The following is a 19,111-nucleotide window of genomic DNA, read 5'->3' on the forward strand; positions in this document are numbered from 1 at the left end:
GATGAAGACATCGACGGATTCGTGGTCCTTGATCACGCAATAACCCCCAGAATTCCGTTCCGATCTAACAGCGCTGGCATGTCCTGCGGCCCCAGAGTTCGGCATCCACGTTACGGCCGGCCTCCCGCGGTAAGGTCTGCGGCTGGTCTGGTCCCCATTAGCGATCCCCTGGCGCCTATCGGAACCCGGTGACAACACCCCCCGGATCATGGTCGACTGGGGGACAAGATCATGCCGGGCCCGACAGGCCAGCAACCCCGATTCTTACTCATTTAGGGGCCACGAAAAAGGTAACGGGAGACGGCGGAGGGCTGGCTTGCGAGGTGTTACTGGTTGGTAGCGGTGCGCTGGGTGCCGGTGAAGGTGAACCCGACCACGCTGTTCAGGCCCTGGAAGGTGTTGTCCGCGGTGGTGGGCAGGGTGAGGGTGACGCGCAGGTTGTCGGTCTGCCCTGCGGTGAGCGATGACAGGTTGGCCAGGGCGAGGTTCGCTCCGACGGCTGCCCTGGTGGCGAGGACGTTGGTGGTGGTTCCGGAGCAGGTGTAGGTGTAGGCGGGGGCGGTGCCGGCTTCGGTCCAGGCGGTGGAACACTTGTCGACGACCACCTGCAGGCCGTTGGTGGCGTCGGTGTCCAGCTTCGAGCTCGTGGTTGCCGCGGTGGTGAGGGTGATGGCGGAGAGGTTCTGGTTGCCGGCGGCGTTGGTGAGCGTGGCCACGCGCTGGATGGTGTCGCCGGGGACGATGTTGGTGGCGGCCACGGACAGCCGGTTGGCGGCTCCCGAAGCGCCGAGGGCGATGTTGACGGTGCCGGATCCGACGGCGGCGGAAGCGGAGGTGGAGGAGGTGAAGGCGCCGTAGGTGCCCAGTCCTGCGACGCCGGCGGCGGTGCCGACGAGGGCCAGGGAGGCGATGACTTTGCCGGTGGTGGTTTTCAGGTTCAGGCCCATGATCGTTGTCCGTTTCTTGTGTTGTCTGTGGTGGCTGTGCTGCCTTTGTTGTTGTTGATTCCACTGTGATGGACGTGTTTTAGGACGGTGCAAGGGTCTGGTGAGGCTTGGTTCAAGATTCCTTAAAGATCCGCTCAAGGCCTTCCCAAGGCCCCCAGCCCCCGATGTCGGCTCACGTCATGGGCAAGAGCGTCTCGACAAATTCCCCTCCCCGGAGCACGATGGTTTTTAAATCTCGCGCCCAATTCCGACCCGGTATTTACCGTGTCGTCACCGCTCCGCAATGGGGTTTGCCCTGCCTACGGAACTGGCTGGTTGTCCCTCCGGGTAAGGGAGGAGCCTGCATGGCACCAACGTCGTGGCGCCGCACCGTATGCGGGGGATGGGCAGCAGCCGCGAGCTGAAGTTCATAGGGAAAATCAAGGAACCGAGTCACCGTCACACGACGCCATGGTCTCCGGCGCCTGCATATTTCCAGGCTGAATATCAGCCGCTCAGCTAGTTTCCAAAGGAATGAGTCTTATGACTGCTCATCCACAGCCCCTGAAAAAGCCGCGCTTTCGCGTGCTGATCGCCTTACTCGCTGCCCTCGTCCTGCCTATCGCCCTGAGCGGCACTGCAGCGGCCGACGGCGGGAAGTCGCCTCGGAATTGGACCGTCCAGGTCGGTTCCGAATCGCCGGACCAGGCGATCCAGGGAATGTCTTTCCTGCCGAAGAACATTTTCATCAATGCCGATGACAGCGTCACGTGGGAGGCCAATGCAGGCGAAATCCACACCGTCACTTTCCTGGCCGCCGGGCAAACGATCGAATCCACGCAACCCTTTGATCCGTTCAACCCTGTGTACGGGCTGCCCCAAGGTGGCACGAGCTACGACGGGCACTCGTATTACAACTCCGGGGTGATGTCCAACGTTTCGGATAGCGGCCTCCCAGCGGTGGAGACCTATACCCTGACATTCCCGAACACCGGTGACTTCACGTATTACTGCCTGGTGCACGGCATGGCGATGAAGGGTACCGTCCACGTGCGGGATAAGGGCACGGACTACCCATACACGCAGTCGCAGTATGACAACCGGGTGAACCGCGCTGAACAGGCCATCATCCGTGACGGCTACCAGCAGTGGAGCGAAGCCCGCGACCAAGCCGACAACCACACGGTCATCCTGGGCACTGACAACGGAACGTCCATGGTCATGCGGTTCATCGAGGACAACGTTGTGGTGCATGTTGGCGAGAGCGTGACGTTCCAGAACAGCGGCATGGGCGAGCCACACACGGTAACCTTCGGCACCGAGCCGGCCAACCCGTTCGCTCCGCTGGGCGATCCGGGTAACTACACCGGCGGACAGCTCAATTCCGGCATCTTGGCACCGAACTCCACGTTCACCGTGACCTTCAACAAGGCCGGAGAGTACGACTACATCTGCGCTTTGCACGACTACTTGGGCATGATCGGCACGGTGGTTGTGGAGGAGTAGCTGTTGTAGACCATTAGGACCCAATGAGCGTCGTTTTGGCCGGAAGCGGTCAGACGTGAGCGGGCGTTGGGGGATTTCCTGCAGGATGTGAGCGACGGTTGGTCCGAAAGGGGGATTAGGTGAGCGGGCGTCAGAGGCGGTGGGTTTTTTCCGACGCCGGCTCACGTCTGGAGGGTTTTTTCCCGACGCCGGCTCACGTGATGTGAGCGACGGTCGGCCCGAAAGGGGGTTTAGGTGAGCGGGCGTCTCGGAGAGAGAGGAGTGCGTCAGAAGCCGTGGGCGGCTACGTATTGGGCGAGTGTGTCGTCGCGAACCGCGGCGCCCACGGCTGCGAAGGCGCCGTAGTCCGGAATGACAATCGACTGCCCGTCCGCGGAGGTGCCCGTACCTAAATTGGGCAGGGTGAAGAACACCGAAGCGGCGGGGTCGATGGTCCGCATTCCGTAAGCCAGGATGGCCACTGAGACGGGATCAAAACCGCCGTCAACAGTGAGGTCGTTCGCGGCAAAGTTGACCAGGGCCAAGACGCTGACAGGGTCACGGACAGCTCCGGACAACTTACTCAGGAGCGCTCGCATGAAGATCTGGTTATCGCGCACGCGAGTGTAGTCTCCGTCGGCGAAGGCATGGCGTTCACGGACGAACTCGAGGGCCGCTTGGCCGTCGAGGTGGTTCATTCCGGCCGTGAATTGATGCTGTGTTTCGATGGTGGACGTGAAGGCCTGGGGGACGTTGATGTCGATCCCGCCCAGCCCGTCGACAAGAACTTTGAAGCCGTGCATATCAAGCATCACGGTGTGGTCGATGTGGATTCCAAAGAGTGATTCGACCGTGCGCGTTGTGAGGTCGATTCCGCCCAGTCCCAGGCCCGCGTTGACCTTGTACGCTCCGTAGCCGGGGATGTTCACCCACGTGTCCCGCATGATCGAGATCCCGTACACCATGCGCCGGTCGGCCGGAACGTGGATGAGCATGAGGGTGTCCGATTGTTGGTCGAATGGAACTCCCGTGGCAGCAGTCTGCGCGGCTTCCTGGTGCGCGTTGCCGTTGCTGTCACTTCCGATGACCAGGATGTTCATGGGCGCCGCCGGAAGGTTGGCGATGCTCGGCGGTGCGGGTGCCGCGGGTACGGGAGGCGGCGTCGAAGGCTTCTTCGTGGCGGGCGGGGTGGCTGAAGGGGTGGCGGAAGCGCTCGACGGCGTGGGGCCGGCCGTGGTCTGGCCGCTGCGGGTGAGGACCACGGCCAAAACCACGCCAATCACAAGCAGAACTGCCAATACAGATGCCAGCCACAGTCGCCGTCGCCCGTTCATGACCCGGACGCTACCACTCACGCGGGTTAAATACGGGGGAGGGAAGGCGTCATTTCGGATACAAATCGGTTGCGAAGGATGCGCATGTTCCTAAGGGATCGGAGGCTGCGTCACGGGCCGTCCGAAAAGCTGGAAGGGCCGAAATCCTGTGTATTCTGGGGATTACGTAAAATTAGTAAGCTTGCTTAGTAGTTCCGGTTTCCGATGAAAACAATGCCGGAACCGAATCCCCAGAAGGAGGTAGTCATGGCCATTCTAGACGGCCCCCATGCGTATTCCAGTGCGTTGGGCGCCGTCGGACTCATGGCGGGCAGTTTCCACTTCGATCCGCTCACCGGGAAAGCCGAGTGGTCCGACGGTCTCTTCAATTTACATGGCTACGAGCGCGGGGAAGTGGTGCCCTCGTTCGAGTTGCTGATGTCGCACAAGCATCCGGAGGACCGGCCGCGGATCCGGGCGATCCTCGAGGAAGTGTTCCAGAATGGCGGCCATTTCTGTATCTACCACCGGATCGTGGATGCGCGGCAGCACATTCGCCGTGTCATGACGGCCGGCGTGGGACGCCTCAACGACGACGGAATCGTCTCGCGCCTGGACGGCACCACAATGGACTTGACCTCCACAATCCACCGCGAAACCTCGCAAGCCGCGCGGGATGCGGTCGCCGGGGCTCATGCCACCCGCGGCGCGATCAACCAGGCCCGTGGCATCCTCATGGGCTGGTTGATGATCAATTCGGACGAAGCCTTCCAATTGCTCGTCAGTGCCAGTAGCCGCGCGAACGTCAAGGTCGCGGTGCTCGCGAACCAATTGATCCGCCTCGCCGACAGCAATGAGGGACCCAAAGCTGTGGAGGAGTTCATCCGCGCGCTCCGCGGTTGAGGCGTGCGGTTGGGGCGCGGTTGGGCCGAGGTTGCGGCGGGGCCCGGCATAAAGCCAGGGCAAGCAAGTTCCCCTGTCCCCGCGGCTCGAACACGCCTACCATACGGGTGTCGAATCCTCTGCATGGAAGGGCTTGAACGATGACCAACTATCAGCCTCAGAATCTCCCTCCAGCCGGTGTGCCGCTCGACTTGCCGTACTACGGGGCTCCGCCGGTGGAGGCGTTCAAACGTTTCTGGAAGAAGTATGCCGTCTTCCATGGACGGGCCAGCCGCAGCGAATATTGGTGGTGGGCCCTCGCGTCGGCCATTATCTCCGGCCTCATCAACGCGATCGGGTCGAATGGAAGCGGCAGCACCGGCGCTTCAACCGCTTTGGGCGGCGTCTGGTTCCTGGCGACCGTGGTGCCTTCCCTCGCCGTGGGGGCGCGGCGCCTGCACGACGTCAATCTTGGCGCGTGGTTCTTGCTGTTGATTGTTATCCCTGTGCTCGGTTGGATTGCGTTGCTCATCCTGATGATCCTGCCGCCCAATCCGAAGGGCCAGCGTTTCGACCGGCCCATGCAGGCATATCCGCCGTATCCGCAGCAGCCGTATCCGCCCCAGGCTTGAGCCCCCGCCGCCGGTACTCGCCCATGCGGGTGAGTCGCCGACGCCGGTGCTCGCCCTGCGAGGGCAAGACCCCGACGGCGGGTGGGTGGCTCCCGGAAGCCGCCCACCCGCCGTCGTACTCCTTTTTGTGACCCGTCCGAACGCTTGACGCATCTCGCGCCTTCCGCATATTCTGAACGAACGGTCGGTAAATATTTAGGAGCAATCATGGCATCGCAGAATCTGCAGTCTGTGCCCCCTGAGCTGTCCCCCGATGAGCGGGAGCGGGAGCAAGCAGGTCAGGCGTACTTTGACCGCATCATCTCCGAGGACTCGCGGATCGAACCCCGCGACTGGATGCCGGAGGCTTACCGCAAGACTTTGCTCCGCCAGATTTCGCAGCATGCGCACTCGGAGATCATCGGCATGCAGCCCGAGGCCAACTGGATCACGCGGGCTCCGAGCCTCAAGCGCAAGGCCATCCTCATGGCCAAGGTCCAGGACGAGGCCGGCCACGGCCTGTACCTGTACTCGGCCGCGGAAACGCTCGGCCAGTCGCGCGACAAGATGATGGATGACCTGATCGCCGGCAAGGCACGGTACTCGTCCATCTTCAACTACCCCGCGATTTCCTGGGCGGACATGGGCGCGATCGGCTGGCTGGTGGACGGGGCCGCTATTTGCAACCAGGTTCCCCTGTGCCGCGCAAGCTACGGCCCCTACGGACGCGCGATGGTGCGCATCTGCAAGGAAGAGTCGTTCCACCAGCGGCAGGGTTTCGAGATCCTCCTCGAACTGTCCAACGGCACGGAAGCGCAGAAGCAGATGGCGCAGGATGCCGTCAACCGCTGGTACGCCCCGGCGCTGATGATGTTCGGCCCGCCGGACGACGATTCCCCCAACTCCAAGCAGTCCATGGCCTGGAACATCAAGCGCTTCAGCAACGACGAGCTGCGCAGCCGCTTCGTCGGCATGATGGTTGAGCAGGTCAAGGTCCTGGGCCTCACGCTCCCGGATGACCAGGTCCGCTTCAACGAGGAAACCAAGAAGTGGGAGCATGGCCCGTTGGACTGGAACGAGTTCAAAGACGTTCTCGCCGGCCGCGGTCCGTGCAACGCGCAGCGGCTTGAGCGCCGCCGTGAAGCGCACGACGACGGCGCGTGGGTCCGCGAGGCCGCGGCCGAATACGCGCGCAAGCAAGCAGAGAAGGAATACGCAGCATGAACACAAACGCCTGGCCCTTGTGGGAAGTCTTCGTCCGCTCAAGCCGCGGCCTTTCGCATGTCCACGCAGGCTCCTTGCACGCGCCCGACGCGGCGATGGCGCTGCGCAACGCCCGTGACCTGTACACGCGCCGCAACGAGGGCGTGTCCATCTGGGTGGTTCCGGCTGACGCGATTTCCTCGAGCGATCCCGATTCCAAGGGCTCGTTCTTTGAGTCTCCGCAGGGCAAGGATTACCGCCACGCGACGTACTACACCAAGAGCGAAGGCGTGAAGCACCTGTGACGGCCCCGGAAAACGCAGCAGAGACAGACTTTGCCATTGAAGGCCACGGGGATATCTCCGTCGGCGTGAGCGGAGCCGGCGCTTCGGGCGACGGTTCAGCGAGCGCCACCCGCATCACGCCGGGCAATGCCCTTCGCCCGGAGGACATCGCCCTCGAAATCCGCAGGGGACAAGTAAAGCCAAACGAGGACATCGGGGAGTATGCACTCCGCCTGGGCGACGACGCCCTGATCCTCGCCCAGCGCCTGGGACATTGGATTTCCCGCGCTCCCGAGCTCGAGGAAGACGTGGCCCTGGGCAATATCGCCCTTGATCAGTTGGGACATGCTCGTTCGTTCCTCACCTACGCGGGTGCGGCCTGGGGCAAGTCCGAGGATGATCTCGCGTACTTCCGCAGGGAGCACGAATTCCGTTCGGCCCATTTGTTCGAGCAGCCAAACGGGGATTTCGCGGTGACCATCGCCCGGCAGTTCATCGTGAGCCACTACCAGTTCGAACTGTACAAGCGGCTGTCCGGCTCGGCAGACGAAACCCTGGCGGCAATCGCTGCGAAGGCACTCAAAGAGGTGGACTACCACCGCGACCACAGTGCCCAGTGGGTGTTGCGGCTAGCGGGCGGAACGGAAGAGTCCCGCCGTCGTATGGTCCGGGCCTTCAAGCTTGTGTGGCCGTACGTGGACGAGCTCTTCGAGGACGATTCACTCACGGAACGCCTCGCGGAATCCAACACGGGAGTCCTGCCGTCGAGCCTCCGCGCCGAGTTCGATCAGCTCACCGGCGAGATACTCGCCGAAGCCGGGCTCGAGCAGGAACTCAACCTCGCGGGCATCCCGCAGTCGCTCGGCGGTGGCCGGCGTGGCAAGCATTCCGAGCACTTGGGCTATTTGCTCGCCGAGATGCAGGTGCTCGCCCGCGAGCATCCCGGGGCAAGCTGGTGACCGTCGTGTTCGTGCAGGAGTCGAGCGCCAAGACGCCCAGGACGGCCGAGCAGAAGGCGTGGGCAATTGCCGCCACGGTTTGCGATCCGGAAATCCCGGTACTCACCATTGAGGACTTGGGGATCCTTCGGAGCGTGAAGCTGTTCGACGACGGCGGGCTGGTTCCCGCGGTCCAGGTCACTATCACGCCTACGTACTCGGGCTGCCCGGCGATGGATGCCATCCGTGACGACCTCAAAGCGATCTTCCGCAAGGAGGGCTACCCGAGCGTCTATGTGGAACTGGTCCTGGCTCCGGCGTGGACCACGGACTGGATGACGGATTCGGGCAAGGCCAAGCTGCAGGAGTACGGCATCGCTCCGCCCTCCGGCAAGGCAGCGGCCGGCGGCCATTCCGGTCCCATCCGGCTCAAGCTCGCCGTGAAATGCCCGCGGTGTTCGTCGCTGAACACCAAGGAACTCACCCGCTTCGGTTCCACGTCCTGCAAGGCGCTTTATGTCTGCCAGGACTGCCAGGAACCGTTCGACTACTTCAAAGTCCTGTAAGGAATCTGACATGCCCGTTGTCCGCCAAACCGCCGCCGAAGAGGCTGAGGCCACCGGCCGCCGTCGTGCGTCTTTTCATTCGCTGACCGTCTCGGAAGTCCGGCGGCTCACGGAAGACGCCATCGAAGTCACGTTCGGTGTTCCCAAAGAGCTTGCCGGCCAGTACGACTACCTTCCCGGGCAGTACGTCGCGCTCCGGACCACGCTCCCGGATGAGTCGGGCGAGCCGAAGGAAGTCCGGCGCAGCTATTCGATTTGTGCCGAACCCAAGAGTTTCGCGGATGGCAGCAGCGAGATCCGCGTGGCCGTCAAGAAGGACCTGGGCGGTGTGTTCTCCACGTGGGCGAATGCGGAGCTGAAGTCGGGCGACACGCTCGACGTCATGAGTCCCATGGGTGCGTTCGTCTCGAAGCATGGCAAGGACGGCAAAGCCGTTGAGCGGAATGTCATGAATTCCATGAACAATCCGCAGGACATGGCCGGCGAATTCGGCGACGCCGGCTCGTTCGTCGCGATTGCGGCCGGTTCGGGCATCACGCCGGTGATCGCGATCGCCCGCACGCTGTTGGCGGCGAACCCGGAGACCCGATTCGACCTGATTTACGCGAACAAGGCCGCCATGGACGTCATGTTCCTGGAGGAATTGGCGGACTTGAAGGACAAGTACCCATCGCGCCTGGCGTTGCACCATGTTTTGTCCCGTGAGCAGCGCATCGCTCCGCTCATGACCGGCCGTATCGACGCCGAGAAGCTCCAGCAGTTGCTGGGCACGGCCATCCATGCGGAGGATGTGGACGAGTGGTTCCTGTGCGGCCCGTTCGAGCTGGTGCAGTTGTGCCGGGATACCCTCGCGGCCCGTGGCGTTGAGCCTGATCGCGTGCGGTTTGAGCTGTTCACCACGGGTCGTCCGGATCGTCCCGAGGGCAACGCCGGCCGGCCTGTTGTGGAGGACGAGTCGCAGGAGACGTTCAAGATCACCTTCAAGCTCGATGGCTTGACGGGCGATGTCGCGAGCCCCACGCACGCCCGGGAATCCATCCTCAACGCCGCCTTGCGCGTGCGTCCCGACGTGCCGTTCGCGTGTGCCGGCGGCGTCTGCGGAACGTGCCGCGCGAAGCTCATCACCGGCACGGTCACCATGGACGAGAACTACGCCCTGGAGCAGGATGAGCTGGACAAGGGTTACGTCCTGACGTGCCAGGCACACCCCACCAGTGAATCCGTCACGGTCGATTTCGACGTCTAAGGAAGAAACGAATGATCGAGCTCTCCATCGCCAACGGCATCGCCGAAATTGTCCTCAATGCCCCGGAAAAGATGAACTCGCTTGACGAGGCGGGGCTCAAGGAACTGGAAAAAGCGTACGACGACGCTGCTGCCGCCGCCTCGAGCGGTCTGGTCCGGGCGCTGCTGCTTCGCGGGGAGGGCCGCGCCTTTTGCGCCGGCCGGGACATCGCGGGCGTGGATCCGGAAAGTGACGACGCGAAGGCTTACCTCAACGGCTTGGTGGAGCCTTTGTTGAAGAAGATGGCCGCCTTCCCGGCTCCGACGTTCGCGGCGGTGCATGGTGCGTGCCTGGGCGTTGGACTCGGGCTGCTGCTGGCCACGGACGTGGTGTACGTGGCGGAGTCGGCAAAGTTCGGCTCGCCGTTCGCGAAGCTGGGCGCCACCTTGGATTCGGGTGGGCACTGGTACTTCACCGAACGGCTCGGCATGCACCGCACCTTGGACCTCATCTACACCGCGGACCTGATCAGCGGGACGGAGGCCGTTGCGCTGGGCATGTTCAGCCGCGTGATGGTTGACGAGGATCTGTTGCCCGGAACGCGGGCTGTGGTGGAGCGGGTGGCCGAGGGTGCTACCGGCGCGTTCCTGGCCAGCAAGCAATTGGTGGCTGATATCCGCGACAAGCGCATTGGCCTGTGGGCTTCCATGTCCGAGGAAAACAGCGAGCAAGCCCGGCTTTGCAAGACCGAGGACTATGCCGAAGGTTTCAGGGCCTTCCAGGAGAAGCGGGCGCCGGTCTTCAGGGGGTAGGCAAGCCAACAGACAGGCGCCACGGTAGGACCCAAAGGATCCTGCCGTGGCGCACACCCTTGCGATTCGGAACCTAGGCGGCCCAGGCAAACGGGGCGGAGAACGAGTTCTTTCCGGAGTTATCCCACGTCATTCCGAAGACGTCCACCCGGGCGGTGCTGGAGGTTCCCGCTGCCAGGGTGTCGGCCGGGAATCCTACGCCGCTGATTTTCACTCCTTGCCCCGTGGGATCCAGCGGGGACACGAAGTCTTCGACTGCCATGTCTACGGCGCTTCCAATGGTGACGCGGTGCACCCGTCCGTCGTCGGCGTAGGCCATTTCGAGGGACTCCATCCCTGCCATCTCCCCGATCAACGGGGTCAAGCCCTCCATGGGTCCGCCGAGCTGGCCGCCGAAGACTGCTCCGAGGGCTTCGGCCTGTTCGCTCGAAGCGGCGGAATCTACCAAAACTCCGACCTTCCAACCCCCGTCGCTCATCAGCGCGGGAGTGTCGGCAACGATGCAGACCGTCAGGCCACCGACGTCCACTCCGTTTACATCACCCGTTTCCACGTGGAAGGCCAGCGCCACGTTGCAGCGGTCGTTATCCGCCGGTGCGGTCAGCCCGGATGTCGAGCACGGGCAGACCATATCGCAATTGCAATTCTCAAAATAAGTACCCTCCACATGCCACGGCATTTCGGGCTCCTTTCGAAGAGAGGCACCCCCAATCGAAAGTCTCCTCGCGGCGTTGGAGGGTGTCAACGATGGCCACGTTCAGCCGGACAAGGCCAGAGGGACAAGGGCCGAAGCGTCACGCAAGGACGGGAGCCTGGGCGTTGTTGATGATGGGGGAGGGCTTGAATCCCTTGACCACGAGCCATACACCCAAGGAGAGTTCCCATACCGCGATCGGCAGCGTAGCGATACCCGAAACAGGCGAGATGCGATCGATCAGGCCGAACATGACTGCCCCGTTGGAGGCGAGCAGCAGCGGAGCGCCGATGAAGCCCAGCACGGGAAGGACCCGCGGAACCAGGCGGGACTTGTAGAGCAAGGAGCCCAGCAACAACGCGTTCGCGGCCGGGATGAGGCTTTGGCCCAGGAGGAAGAAGCGGTCGTACAGTGCCACCAAGGCTTGGCCGGTGACAACTGCGTCCGCTCCAGCTCCGGCCTCCCGGAGGCTGACGACGGCCAGCAAACACGCGACGCCGGCGACGATCGTTGAGGCCTCCAAGGTACGCGCCGCCACGAATCCCAACGCGAGCGACTGGTTTTGCCTCTTGACCACCGGATACAGCACTATGGCCGTTCCGATGCAGGCGAAAGCGACGATGATCTCGAGGACGCCACCCACCATGACGCCCGTGTCCGGACCGGAACCCGTGACGTAGCCGCGGTCGTGGACCGGCGCGTACAGCGTAAGCGTGGGGATGGAGACAAAAGTTGCCAGGTAGAGCGCGCCGGCAAGGAGTGCGATTTTCCGGTTTCGATCCATGCGGGCGGGTTTCGCTGCTGCAGTCATTGGAGCCTCCAAGGGGTGAGGTGTACGGCGTACACCTTCGATATTTGAGATGGTAGGTGTACGCTGTACACCATGTCAAGGAGTCGCAACGAGACCAGCAACGGCGCCGGAGGGACGGCTGTCCTGCGCCGCGCCCCGCTGAGCCGCGAGCGGGTGCTGCGGGCCGCCGTCGTACTCGCTGACGAGGCGGGAATCGACTCGCTGAGCATGCGCAACCTGGCGCAGGAACTGGGTGTGGCTCCCATGGCGCTTTACAAGCACGTGGCGAACAAGGAGGAACTCCTTGACGGCATGGTCAGCGTGGTAGTGGCCGAGATCGATCCACCGGCCACCGGGCGTGACTGGAAGTGCGGGGTGCGGGAGATGGTCCTTTCGGCTCGTCGTGCGCTTCTGCGGCATCCTTGGGCGCCGCAGGTGATCGAGTCGCGCACGCAGGCGCCGCCGATCGTGCTGGACTACATGAATTCCCTCATCGGGATGTTCCTGGAAGGCGGGCTTTCCGCGGACCTCACCCACCACGCCATGCATGCCCTCGGCAGCCGGATGTGGGGATTCACCCAGGAGGTTTTCCCGACGCCGGCACCGCCCGCCGATCCCGATGCGCAGGCTGTGATGTTCCGCGAGGTCGCGCAGAGGTATCCGCACATCGTCACGATCGCGACCATCGGTTCGCACGATGAAGGCACCGCGCCCGGTGGAGGTTGTGACGACCAATTCGAGTTCGAGTTCGCCCTGGACGTCCTTCTCGACGGCGTCGAACGGCTCCACCAGAAGGGCTGGACCTCAGCGGGCCGCAAGCACAGCTAGGGAGTTGTCACCACTGTCGGCGGACGCTGGCCTTGGTGCCGGTCACCAAGGTGGCTGCCGGAACGTCGTCGGCGACTACCGAACCGGCGGCAATCACGGCATCGCGGCCGATGCTCACGCCGGGCAGAATCGTGGCCCCGGCGCCGATCCACACGTTCTCCGCGACGTCGATCGGCGCGCCCGTCAGCCAGAGCCGCCGTTCTTCCGGGTCCACCGGGTGGCCGTTGGTGATGAAGGTGACCTTCGGGCCGATCATGGTCCTCTCGCCGATCCGGATCCCCGCGTAGTCCAAGAAGGTGCAGCCCTGGTTGATGAACACGCGCTCGGCGAGGTCGAGGCGAAGGCCGTGGTCCGTGTAGAAGGGCGGATAGATGGTGACGCGCGGCGGAAGCGGCCGGCCAAGGATTTGTTCGAACAACTCCGCTTTACCGGCTTCGTCGTCGAACGGCAGGATATTGAGCCTCGAAGTCAATTGGGTGACTTGCAGGACCCGCTCGCTCATGGCGGTGAACTCGGGACTGTGGATACGCATGAAACGGTCGCGGGACATCCCCCGATCCTCTCGCGCCCGCGCCCGATGGATCAAGAAAGCCCCGCGAGCGGAGAGGCAAGAGTTACGGGTCCATGCGGCGGACCTCGATGGGCCACAACCGGGACTCGCCGAGCTTGCCCGCGATCTCCACGGCCCGGGCGGTATCGGCGCAGTCAACAATGTAGAACCCGGCCGCGATTTCCTTCGTCTCCATGAACGGCCCGTCGGTGACTGTGCGCTCGCCGCCGTTCGTTGTGACGTAGGTGGCTTCTTCGCCCAATTCGTGCGCCTCGACGAATTCTCCGTTGGCGCGGAGCTCCGCCTGCAGTGTGGCGTGGGCTTGCATGATCGCGTCCACCTCGTCCTGCGGGAGGGCGTTCCAGGTGTCGAAATTGTTGGGGATCAAGAGGAGGTGCTTCATTTCTGCTCCTTGAGGGTGGTCTCCGCCAGCCTCTTGTTGAGGTAGCGGCGTTCGGTGTCGCTCGGCGCGAGTGCCTGGGCGCGTTGGTATTCGAGGTTGGCCTCGGTGGTCCTTCCGAGGCGTCGTAGGAGGTCGGCTTTGGCGGCCGGCAGCAGGTAGTACCCGTCGAGGGATCGCTTTTGGTCTAGTTCCTCGATGAGGCCAAGTCCCGCCGCTGGCCCTTGGGACATCGCGACGGCGACTGCCCGGTTAAGTTCGACGACGGGCGAGGGCGCAATGCGGGAAAGCGCCTCGTAGAGCGACGCCACCCGGCCGAAATCGGTGCGGTCGAATTCGGGCGCCGCCATATGGCAGGCCGCGATAGCGGCTTGGATACGGTAGCTCCCCGGCGGGGTGCCGTGCTCGACGGCGGTGCGCTCCGCCGTCGTGAGCAAACCGCTCGCCTCGGTGACCGAGGCAGTGTCCCAGAGGGTGCGGTCTTGGTCCTCGAGCGTGACGATGTCTCCGTTGTCGTCGAGTCGCGAGCGTCGGCGTGCGTGGTGGAACAGCATGAGTGCCAGCAGTCCGAGTGCCTCCGGTTGTTGAGGGGAACTGCGGAGCAGGCTGACGAGCAAGCGCGCCAGCCGGATTGCTTCCTTGACGAGCGGGTCACGGGTCAAGGAGTCGGCGCCGGTTGCCGAGTAGCCTTCGTTGAACATGAGGTACAGCACGGCCAGGACTCCGGCGGTGCGCTCGCCGAGCAGCTCCGGCGGCGGTACCCGGTAGGGGATTCCCGCCTCCTTGATCTTGGCCCGGGCACGGACCAGCCGCTTGGACATGGTGGATTCGGAGACCAGGAACGCGCGGGCGATCTCGTTGGTCCCCAGGCCTGCGACTGTTCGTAAGGTCAGTGCCACCCGGCCTTCCATGGGGAGGGCCGGATGGCAGCAGGTGTAGATGAGACGTAAGCGGTCGTCGTCGAGTGTTGGACCGCCGTCGGGCTCTTCGGGCAGTTCCTCGAGTTCCGAGAGGATGGCGAGTTCGCTGAGTGCCCGCTTTTCGCTGGCCGCGCTGCGGAGGCGGTCGATCGCGCGGTTCTTGGCCACGGTGGTGATCCAGGCGCCGGGGTTTTTCGGGATGCCGCGGGCAGGCCAGTCAGCCATGGCGCGAGCGAAGGCGTCTTGTACGCAGTCTTCGGCCAGGCTCCAGTCGCCCGTCACCCGGATGAGGGTTGCGTTGATCCGTGCGCTCTCCGAGGCCGAGGCGGCCGTGATGGCTGCTTGGACCTCCGTCAGCTCGGGCACGCCTGCATCCTTTCCCCCTGTACCTATCGGCTACAGGCCCAGTGGCCACACGGGCCGGATTTCGATCTTGCCGAATTTGGCCATGGGGTGTTTGGAGGCGACTTCCACGGCTTCGTCGAGGTCTGCGCAGGAGATGACGTCGTACCCTGCGATCCATTCTTTCGTCTCGGCGAACGGCCCGTCGGACACCAGCACTTCACCCTCGCGCACGGTGACGGTGGTGGCGTCCTGGACGGGACGCAAGCGGTCCCCGTGCCGGGTGACGCCGCGTCCTTCCATTTCGGCTACCCATTCCTCAATGTTGTCCTCCTCGGCCACGTACTTCGGCGCGGTGGGATCGGTGCAGATGAAAAGCATGTATTCCACGTTCACTCCTATTTCTTGTCGATACCCCTACGACGGATGTGCCCGCCCCAAAAGGACACCCGGTGAAGAATTTCTTTCTGGAATGTATCGGCGGGCCTGCGTGAGGACGCTTGTCCCGATAGTAGTCCGCTGTGAGACTGTGGGCATGGCGAGTTCTATCGAGGTGTCCTGGGAGTTGGACGGCATCACCATGGAGGGCACGGTTGTCCGGCCCGACGGCGATGGGCCGTTTCCGGCGGTGGTTCTGGTTGCCGGCAGCGGCCCGACGGACAGGGACTGGTGCTCGCCGCTGATCCCGGGCGAGAACGGGAGCGCCAAGCTATTCGCGGAGGCGTTCGCTGATGCCGGTTTCGCGTCCATTCGCTACGACAAACGGGCGTCCGGCCCGCGGGCGATCGAGAATGTCACGAAGCTCTTGGGATTCGTGAGCATGCAGTCCCACCTGGACGAGTTGGCCGCCGCCGTTGGGGTGCTCGCTGGCCAGGATTTCGTTGATTCAGCACGGATTGTCGGGCTCGGAAACAGCGAGGGCACGCTCCATGTGCTGCATTACGTCACCAGCCAGCAGAAGTTTCCGTTCGTCGGGATCATCCTTGCGGCGCCCCCTGGCCGACCGATCCAGGCCGTATTGCTGTCGCAACTGGCCCTTCAGTCCGCCCAGGTGCCTGGCGGGGCCGAGATGATGTCCAAGGTGGAGGAAGCGGCGTCGCGATACGCAGAGGGACTGCCCATGAACCCCGATCCCGGCATTCCGGACAGCGTGAAGATGGTGCTCGCCAGTTTCGAGGCCCCGATGAACCTCCCACTCGCGCGCGAGCTCTGGGTCGAGTCCAGCCTGGACTCGTTGGGAAAGGTGCGGATTCCCACCCTCGTGTTGATCGGCCGAAAGGACGTTCAGATCGACTTCCACGCCGATGGGCACCCCCTGCAGGAAGCCGCCATCGGGATGCCGAACGTGACCTTCGCGTTGCCGCCCAACGCCAACCACGTCTTCAAGGAAGATACGCGCAGCAAGGCCGAAGTCCTCGCGTCACCGGGCACGGGCTACAACGAACCCGACACCCACCTGGACCCCGAGAGCCTGGACACGATCCTCACCTGGCTCGCGGATACGGCGAAATAACGACGACGGCGGGCTGGCGCGGGTGGGTGGCGCCGGTTGCGTGGGTGGGGGCTGAGGAAGACAGTCGCTAGTTGATGTATGGTCCGAGGTCCGGCTCGCTTTCGCGCCGGATGCCTGGGAACAAGGTACGGAGTGCCTCGTCAATTGCGATAGCCGGGATAAGGACCAGGCCGACGGCTACGGACAGCATGGTCCACCCCGCATCTTGCAACGTGTCTTTCCCCGAACGTTGTGGCTGCTGCGGTCGCCCGGGAACCATGTGAATTGGATTGATCATGGTTTGAGGGTATGGATCGGGTGAGCCTTACGCCCGAGTGGGAGCTACCTGTTTCGAGAGCCGTAGCACCCGCAACCTTCCAACGGGTGAATGTAAGTGCTGAGTAAGGATACTGAGCTGCAGATGTTGACGTCGTTTGGACAGTGCTCGGAGACTTCCGGTTGGAAGTCACCGGAGACCTCTCGGATAGGCTCATCGAATGAATGAAACTACTCCTCGTCTTGCCAGCTACTTGGACAAGCAGGTGCCAGCGGCTTATCAAGCGCTCAACGCATATGCCGAGCAGGTAAACGCTGCGGCAGACAGGACGGGGATCCCCCGGACTACCTTGGAATTGGTGAATTACCGCGCTTCGCAGATCAACGGCTGTGCGTTCTGCTTGGACCTCCATCATCGTCGCGCTCTCAGCTATGGCGAGACGGAACAGCGTCTGTCCCTGATCCCCGTGTATGAAGAGGTGGAACTCTTCACCGAGTCAGAAAAAGTGGCCCTTGAGCTCGCGGAACAGATCACCCGTATGAGTGTCGAGCATCCAACCCCGGAACTATTCGCACGGGCCCGTCAGGTCTACACGGAGGAGCAGATCAGCGTGCTTTGTATGGCCGGAATCGGAATCAATGCTTTCAATCGGCTGTCGATCCTCAGCGGACATCCGGTAAGGAAAGCCCGGGGTTAGAGGATCTTCGCGGGTTACTCTGCGGTAATTTGCGTCATCTTGAGTTAGATTACCGACGCTTGGAATGGCCGTTCGCGCTTCCGAATATCAATTCGTATGATTACCCCATGACTATGGGGGGATTAGTTCGTAAAGCTGTTATTCCTGCGGCCGGGTTGGGTACTCGATTCTTGCCTGCCACCAAGGCTATGCCGAAGGAAATGTTGCCGGTAGTTGATCAGCCGGCCATTCAGTATGTAGTGGAAGAGGCCGTCAAAGCGGGTCTCGACGACATCCTGATGATCACCGGGCGCAACAAGCGCTCACTTGAAGACCATTTCGATCGTGCGCCTGCGCTGGAACGAACATTGGAATTGAAGGGCGACGAGACTCGTCTCGCCACTGTGCAGCATGCATCCGGGCTTGGGCCTATCCACTATGTCCGACAGGGCGAACCCAAGGGCTTGGGCCACGCCGTGCTTTGCGCCCGGCAGCACGTAGGTAACGAGCCATTTGCGGTCTTGCTGGGTGACGATCTCATTGATGAGGATGACGAGCTTCTCTCCATCATGATTGACGTGCAGTCCAAGACGGGCGGGTCAGTCATTGCCCTTATCGAGGTTGAACCGTCCCAGATCAGCGCCTACGGGTGCGCCGATATTTCGCTTGTTTCCGGGGAGGAGTACGTCCGTGTGAATAGCCTGGTCGAGAAGCCTTCGGTTGAAGAAGCGCCATCGAACCTTGCCGTTATCGGGCGATATGTGCTGCACCCTGCCGTTTTCGACGTCCTCGAAGAGACGGGGCCGGGGCGTGGCGGCGAGATTCAGTTGACGGATGCCCTCCGGACCCTTGCCGCGAGTCAGGGAGATGGCGCCGGTGTTTACGGAGTGGTGTTCCGCGGCCGCCGGTATGATACGGGGGACAAGCTCAGTTATTTGAAGGCCGTTATCACGATCGCTTCAGAACGGGCCGAGTTCGGCGAAGACCTGAGGTCCTGGATGAAGGAATTCTTGGGCTAGGCACGCTAGTAGCGGATTTGTTATGCGTTTTGCATGGATAGGCGCGCGAAGCGGAGGATCCTCAGGATGGCTGGTGCAAGTTCGTCTTCCATCCTGAGGTATGCGTCGGCGCCTTGCTTGTAGGGGTCTGCTACGTCATTGTCGGAGGCTTGTGCGGCGAGGACAAGGTGTCGCACGGAGGATGCCCGTGCCGGTAGGTCTCGCCAGAATGTCAGGTGGTCGACGCTGGAGGTATCGTCGTCGCGCTCTTCAAGGGCACTTACCATCCGAGCAAATTCACGGATCGTGAAGGTTCGCTTGAGAAGGGAAGGGTCAAGCTGGAGGACTTCACCTCTGTGGCTGGATGCCATGGTGAGCACCAAGTCCTGTTCCCTCAGGATCTTCTGCGTGAGCTGGCGGGCCGCAAAATGATCCGGAGAGCCGCCGTATGTTTGGATGACATCCGCCGAGAGGGGTTGGATCGGCTCGCCGACCATCGCCCGAGTGCCGGCGCTTCTGACTTCGAACCCACCGGCGAGGACTTGGTCGAGCCCCGCTTGAAGTAGGCGTTCAGCGACGGGGGAGCGGCAGATGTTGCCGGTACAAACGGTGAGGATCCGAACGGGGCGGGGCAAATCCACGGGTAGTGCTCTCTTACTTACTTGTTGGTGCCGGGTATTGCAGATATTTACATATTGACAGGTGGGCGCGCTTCGGCCGAGGACGCTGAAAGCCTGGCATCAGTGCCGCGTGAGGGCGATTGCTGCCATGGTGAAAGAAGTCAGGGCAAGGACGATCAGGAAAGCGATTGACCACGTCTGCTTACTTATGTAAGGAATCCGTGGAAGTGAGAGCGCATCAAAATTCAAGCTCAGCCTTTTCCGCTTTCGCCAGTGTCT

Annotated in this window: 23 protein-coding genes; 13 read left to right on the forward strand and 10 right to left on the reverse strand. The window is 62.7% G+C overall.

Features of this window, described 5'->3' with window-relative positions; genetic code table 11:
* Window positions 1-326: 326 nt before the first annotated feature.
* Window positions 327-947 (reverse strand): TasA family protein, encoded by a 621-nt coding sequence (locus tag E1809_RS12700; protein WP_133204605.1) that lies wholly within the window; start codon window positions 945-947, stop codon window positions 327-329.
* 522 nt (window positions 948-1,469) lie between these two features.
* Here E1809_RS12700 and E1809_RS12705 point away from each other — a divergent pair.
* Window positions 1,470-2,432 (forward strand): plastocyanin/azurin family copper-binding protein, encoded by a 963-nt coding sequence (locus tag E1809_RS12705; RefSeq protein WP_133204606.1) that lies wholly within the window; start codon window positions 1,470-1,472, stop codon window positions 2,430-2,432.
* Between the two features lie 266 nt (window positions 2,433-2,698).
* Here the strand turns inward: E1809_RS12705 and E1809_RS12710 are convergent, their stop codons facing one another.
* Complete coding sequence (locus E1809_RS12710; protein ID WP_133204607.1) at window positions 2,699-3,745, reverse strand: LCP family protein; 1,047 nt, start codon at window positions 3,743-3,745, stop codon at window positions 2,699-2,701.
* 246 nt (window positions 3,746-3,991) lie between these two features.
* Between E1809_RS12710 and E1809_RS12715 the strand changes: the two genes are divergently transcribed.
* The 8 genes from E1809_RS12715 to E1809_RS12750 all read left to right on the forward strand — a co-directional run bounded on the left by E1809_RS12715 (window position 3,992) and on the right by E1809_RS12750 (window position 10,245).
* Window positions 3,992-4,627, forward strand: a complete 636-nt coding sequence (locus tag E1809_RS12715) for a PAS and ANTAR domain-containing protein (protein WP_133204608.1) — start codon at window positions 3,992-3,994, stop codon at window positions 4,625-4,627.
* A gap of 140 nt (window positions 4,628-4,767) precedes the next feature.
* The gene (locus tag E1809_RS12720) at window positions 4,768-5,238 is read left to right on the forward strand and encodes a DUF805 domain-containing protein (RefSeq protein ID WP_133204609.1); all 471 of its coding nucleotides are present in this window, start codon (window positions 4,768-4,770) and stop codon (window positions 5,236-5,238) included.
* 207 nt (window positions 5,239-5,445) lie between these two features.
* Complete coding sequence (gene paaA / locus E1809_RS12725; protein WP_133204610.1) at window positions 5,446-6,441, forward strand: 1,2-phenylacetyl-CoA epoxidase subunit PaaA; 996 nt, start codon at window positions 5,446-5,448, stop codon at window positions 6,439-6,441.
* The gene (gene paaB / locus E1809_RS12730; protein ID WP_133204611.1) at window positions 6,438-6,725 is read left to right on the forward strand and encodes a 1,2-phenylacetyl-CoA epoxidase subunit PaaB; all 288 of its coding nucleotides are present in this window, start codon (window positions 6,438-6,440) and stop codon (window positions 6,723-6,725) included. The genes paaA and paaB overlap by 4 nt, the downstream gene beginning before the upstream one ends.
* Window positions 6,722-7,663: a 1,2-phenylacetyl-CoA epoxidase subunit PaaC gene (gene paaC, locus E1809_RS12735; RefSeq protein WP_133204612.1), complete on the forward strand. Its 942-nt coding sequence runs from the start codon at window positions 6,722-6,724 to the stop codon at window positions 7,661-7,663. The genes paaB and paaC overlap by 4 nt, the downstream gene beginning before the upstream one ends.
* Window positions 7,660-8,208 carry a 1,2-phenylacetyl-CoA epoxidase subunit PaaD gene (gene paaD / locus E1809_RS12740; protein WP_374102637.1) on the forward strand — a complete coding sequence of 183 codons (549 nt, stop codon included), beginning with the start codon at window positions 7,660-7,662 and terminating at the stop codon, window positions 8,206-8,208. Before paaC ends, paaD begins: the two co-directional genes overlap by 4 nt.
* Window positions 8,209-8,218: 10 nt before the next feature.
* Window positions 8,219-9,454, forward strand: coding sequence for a 1,2-phenylacetyl-CoA epoxidase subunit PaaE (gene paaE / locus E1809_RS12745; protein WP_133204613.1), 1,236 nt, complete (start codon window positions 8,219-8,221; stop codon window positions 9,452-9,454).
* An 11-nt stretch (window positions 9,455-9,465) separates the two neighbouring features.
* A complete protein-coding gene (locus E1809_RS12750) occupies window positions 9,466-10,245 on the forward strand; it encodes an enoyl-CoA hydratase/isomerase family protein (RefSeq protein WP_133204614.1) in 780 nt (259 codons plus the stop codon).
* A gap of 73 nt (window positions 10,246-10,318) precedes the next feature.
* Here the strand turns inward: E1809_RS12750 and E1809_RS12755 are convergent, their stop codons facing one another.
* Together E1809_RS12755 and E1809_RS12760 are read right to left on the reverse strand one after the other, a co-directional pair.
* Window positions 10,319-10,924 (reverse strand): DUF1326 domain-containing protein, encoded by a 606-nt coding sequence (locus E1809_RS12755; RefSeq protein ID WP_133204615.1) that lies wholly within the window; start codon window positions 10,922-10,924, stop codon window positions 10,319-10,321.
* Window positions 10,925-11,039: 115 nt separating this feature from the next.
* Window positions 11,040-11,750, reverse strand: coding sequence for a DUF4386 domain-containing protein (locus E1809_RS12760; RefSeq protein WP_235835575.1), 711 nt, complete (start codon window positions 11,748-11,750; stop codon window positions 11,040-11,042).
* 72 nt (window positions 11,751-11,822) lie between these two features.
* Between E1809_RS12760 and E1809_RS12765 the strand changes: the two genes are divergently transcribed.
* Complete coding sequence (locus E1809_RS12765) at window positions 11,823-12,557, forward strand: TetR/AcrR family transcriptional regulator (protein WP_133204616.1); 735 nt, start codon at window positions 11,823-11,825, stop codon at window positions 12,555-12,557.
* 7 nt (window positions 12,558-12,564) lie between these two features.
* Here the strand turns inward: E1809_RS12765 and E1809_RS12770 are convergent, their stop codons facing one another.
* The 4 genes from E1809_RS12770 to E1809_RS12785 all read right to left on the reverse strand — a co-directional run bounded on the left by E1809_RS12770 (window position 12,565) and on the right by E1809_RS12785 (window position 15,150).
* Window positions 12,565-13,107, reverse strand: coding sequence for a sugar O-acetyltransferase (locus tag E1809_RS12770; RefSeq protein WP_133204617.1), 543 nt, complete (start codon window positions 13,105-13,107; stop codon window positions 12,565-12,567).
* A 64-nt stretch (window positions 13,108-13,171) separates the two neighbouring features.
* On the reverse strand, window positions 13,172-13,510 hold the full coding sequence (locus E1809_RS12775; RefSeq protein WP_133204618.1) for a YciI family protein: 339 nt from the start codon (window positions 13,508-13,510) through the stop codon (window positions 13,172-13,174).
* Window positions 13,507-14,793, reverse strand: coding sequence for an RNA polymerase sigma factor (locus tag E1809_RS12780; protein WP_235835576.1), 1,287 nt, complete (start codon window positions 14,791-14,793; stop codon window positions 13,507-13,509). Before E1809_RS12780 ends, E1809_RS12775 begins: the two co-directional genes overlap by 4 nt.
* Before the next feature lie 30 nt (window positions 14,794-14,823).
* Entirely contained in the window at window positions 14,824-15,150 is a 327-nt protein-coding gene (locus tag E1809_RS12785) for a YciI family protein (RefSeq protein WP_133204723.1), read from the reverse strand.
* A 154-nt stretch (window positions 15,151-15,304) separates the two neighbouring features.
* Between E1809_RS12785 and E1809_RS12790 the strand changes: the two genes are divergently transcribed.
* The gene (locus tag E1809_RS12790; protein WP_133204619.1) at window positions 15,305-16,282 is read left to right on the forward strand and encodes an alpha/beta hydrolase family protein; all 978 of its coding nucleotides are present in this window, start codon (window positions 15,305-15,307) and stop codon (window positions 16,280-16,282) included.
* A gap of 67 nt (window positions 16,283-16,349) precedes the next feature.
* On the opposite strand, the gene E1809_RS27065 is transcribed toward E1809_RS12790, so the two are convergent.
* On the reverse strand, window positions 16,350-16,559 hold the full coding sequence (locus tag E1809_RS27065; protein ID WP_133204620.1) for a hypothetical protein: 210 nt from the start codon (window positions 16,557-16,559) through the stop codon (window positions 16,350-16,352).
* Between the two features lie 199 nt (window positions 16,560-16,758).
* On the opposite strand from E1809_RS27065, the gene E1809_RS12800 reads away from it, so the two are divergent.
* Window positions 16,759-17,235 (forward strand): carboxymuconolactone decarboxylase family protein, encoded by a 477-nt coding sequence (locus E1809_RS12800; RefSeq protein ID WP_133204621.1) that lies wholly within the window; start codon window positions 16,759-16,761, stop codon window positions 17,233-17,235.
* A gap of 107 nt (window positions 17,236-17,342) precedes the next feature.
* Window positions 17,343-18,233: a UTP--glucose-1-phosphate uridylyltransferase GalU gene (gene galU, locus E1809_RS12805; protein WP_133204622.1), complete on the forward strand. Its 891-nt coding sequence runs from the start codon at window positions 17,343-17,345 to the stop codon at window positions 18,231-18,233.
* Window positions 18,234-18,253: 20 nt separating this feature from the next.
* Here galU and E1809_RS12810 read toward each other — a convergent pair whose 3' ends face one another.
* Entirely contained in the window at window positions 18,254-18,853 is a 600-nt protein-coding gene (locus E1809_RS12810) for an arsenate reductase/protein-tyrosine-phosphatase family protein (protein WP_133204623.1), read from the reverse strand.
* Window positions 18,854-19,111 lie beyond the last annotated feature (258 nt).

Source organism: Arthrobacter terricola (assembly GCF_004354015.1).
GTDB lineage: Bacteria > Actinomycetota > Actinomycetes > Actinomycetales > Micrococcaceae > Arthrobacter > Arthrobacter terricola.

Bases quoted from the DNA above. Each gene is read 5' to 3' on its own strand.
- E1809_RS12700 (WP_133204605.1), bottom strand. From the start codon at position 947: ATGGGCCTGAACCTGAAAACCACCACCGGCAAAGTCATCGCCTCCCTG.
- E1809_RS12705 (WP_133204606.1), top strand. From the start codon at position 1,470: ATGACTGCTCATCCACAGCCCCTGAAAAAGCCGCGCTTTCGCGTGCTG.
- E1809_RS12710 (WP_133204607.1), bottom strand. From the start codon at position 3,745: ATGAACGGGCGACGGCGACTGTGGCTGGCATCTGTATTGGCAGTTCTG.
- E1809_RS12715 (WP_133204608.1), top strand. From the start codon at position 3,992: ATGGCCATTCTAGACGGCCCCCATGCGTATTCCAGTGCGTTGGGCGCC.
- E1809_RS12720 (WP_133204609.1), top strand. From the start codon at position 4,768: ATGACCAACTATCAGCCTCAGAATCTCCCTCCAGCCGGTGTGCCGCTC.
- paaA (WP_133204610.1), top strand. From the start codon at position 5,446: ATGGCATCGCAGAATCTGCAGTCTGTGCCCCCTGAGCTGTCCCCCGAT.
- paaB (WP_133204611.1), top strand. From the start codon at position 6,438: ATGAACACAAACGCCTGGCCCTTGTGGGAAGTCTTCGTCCGCTCAAGC.
- paaE (WP_133204613.1), top strand. From the start codon at position 8,219: ATGCCCGTTGTCCGCCAAACCGCCGCCGAAGAGGCTGAGGCCACCGGC.
- E1809_RS12750 (WP_133204614.1), top strand. From the start codon at position 9,466: ATGATCGAGCTCTCCATCGCCAACGGCATCGCCGAAATTGTCCTCAAT.
- E1809_RS12755 (WP_133204615.1), bottom strand. From the start codon at position 10,924: ATGCCGTGGCATGTGGAGGGTACTTATTTTGAGAATTGCAATTGCGAT.
- E1809_RS12760 (WP_235835575.1), bottom strand. From the start codon at position 11,750: ATGACTGCAGCAGCGAAACCCGCCCGCATGGATCGAAACCGGAAAATC.
- E1809_RS12765 (WP_133204616.1), top strand. From the start codon at position 11,823: ATGTCAAGGAGTCGCAACGAGACCAGCAACGGCGCCGGAGGGACGGCT.
- E1809_RS12770 (WP_133204617.1), bottom strand. From the start codon at position 13,107: ATGTCCCGCGACCGTTTCATGCGTATCCACAGTCCCGAGTTCACCGCC.
- E1809_RS12775 (WP_133204618.1), bottom strand. From the start codon at position 13,510: ATGAAGCACCTCCTCTTGATCCCCAACAATTTCGACACCTGGAACGCC.
- E1809_RS12785 (WP_133204723.1), bottom strand. From the start codon at position 15,150: ATGCTTTTCATCTGCACCGATCCCACCGCGCCGAAGTACGTGGCCGAG.
- E1809_RS12790 (WP_133204619.1), top strand. From the start codon at position 15,305: ATGGCGAGTTCTATCGAGGTGTCCTGGGAGTTGGACGGCATCACCATG.
- E1809_RS27065 (WP_133204620.1), bottom strand. From the start codon at position 16,559: ATGATCAATCCAATTCACATGGTTCCCGGGCGACCGCAGCAGCCACAA.
- E1809_RS12800 (WP_133204621.1), top strand. From the start codon at position 16,759: ATGAATGAAACTACTCCTCGTCTTGCCAGCTACTTGGACAAGCAGGTG.
- galU (WP_133204622.1), top strand. From the start codon at position 17,343: ATGACTATGGGGGGATTAGTTCGTAAAGCTGTTATTCCTGCGGCCGGG.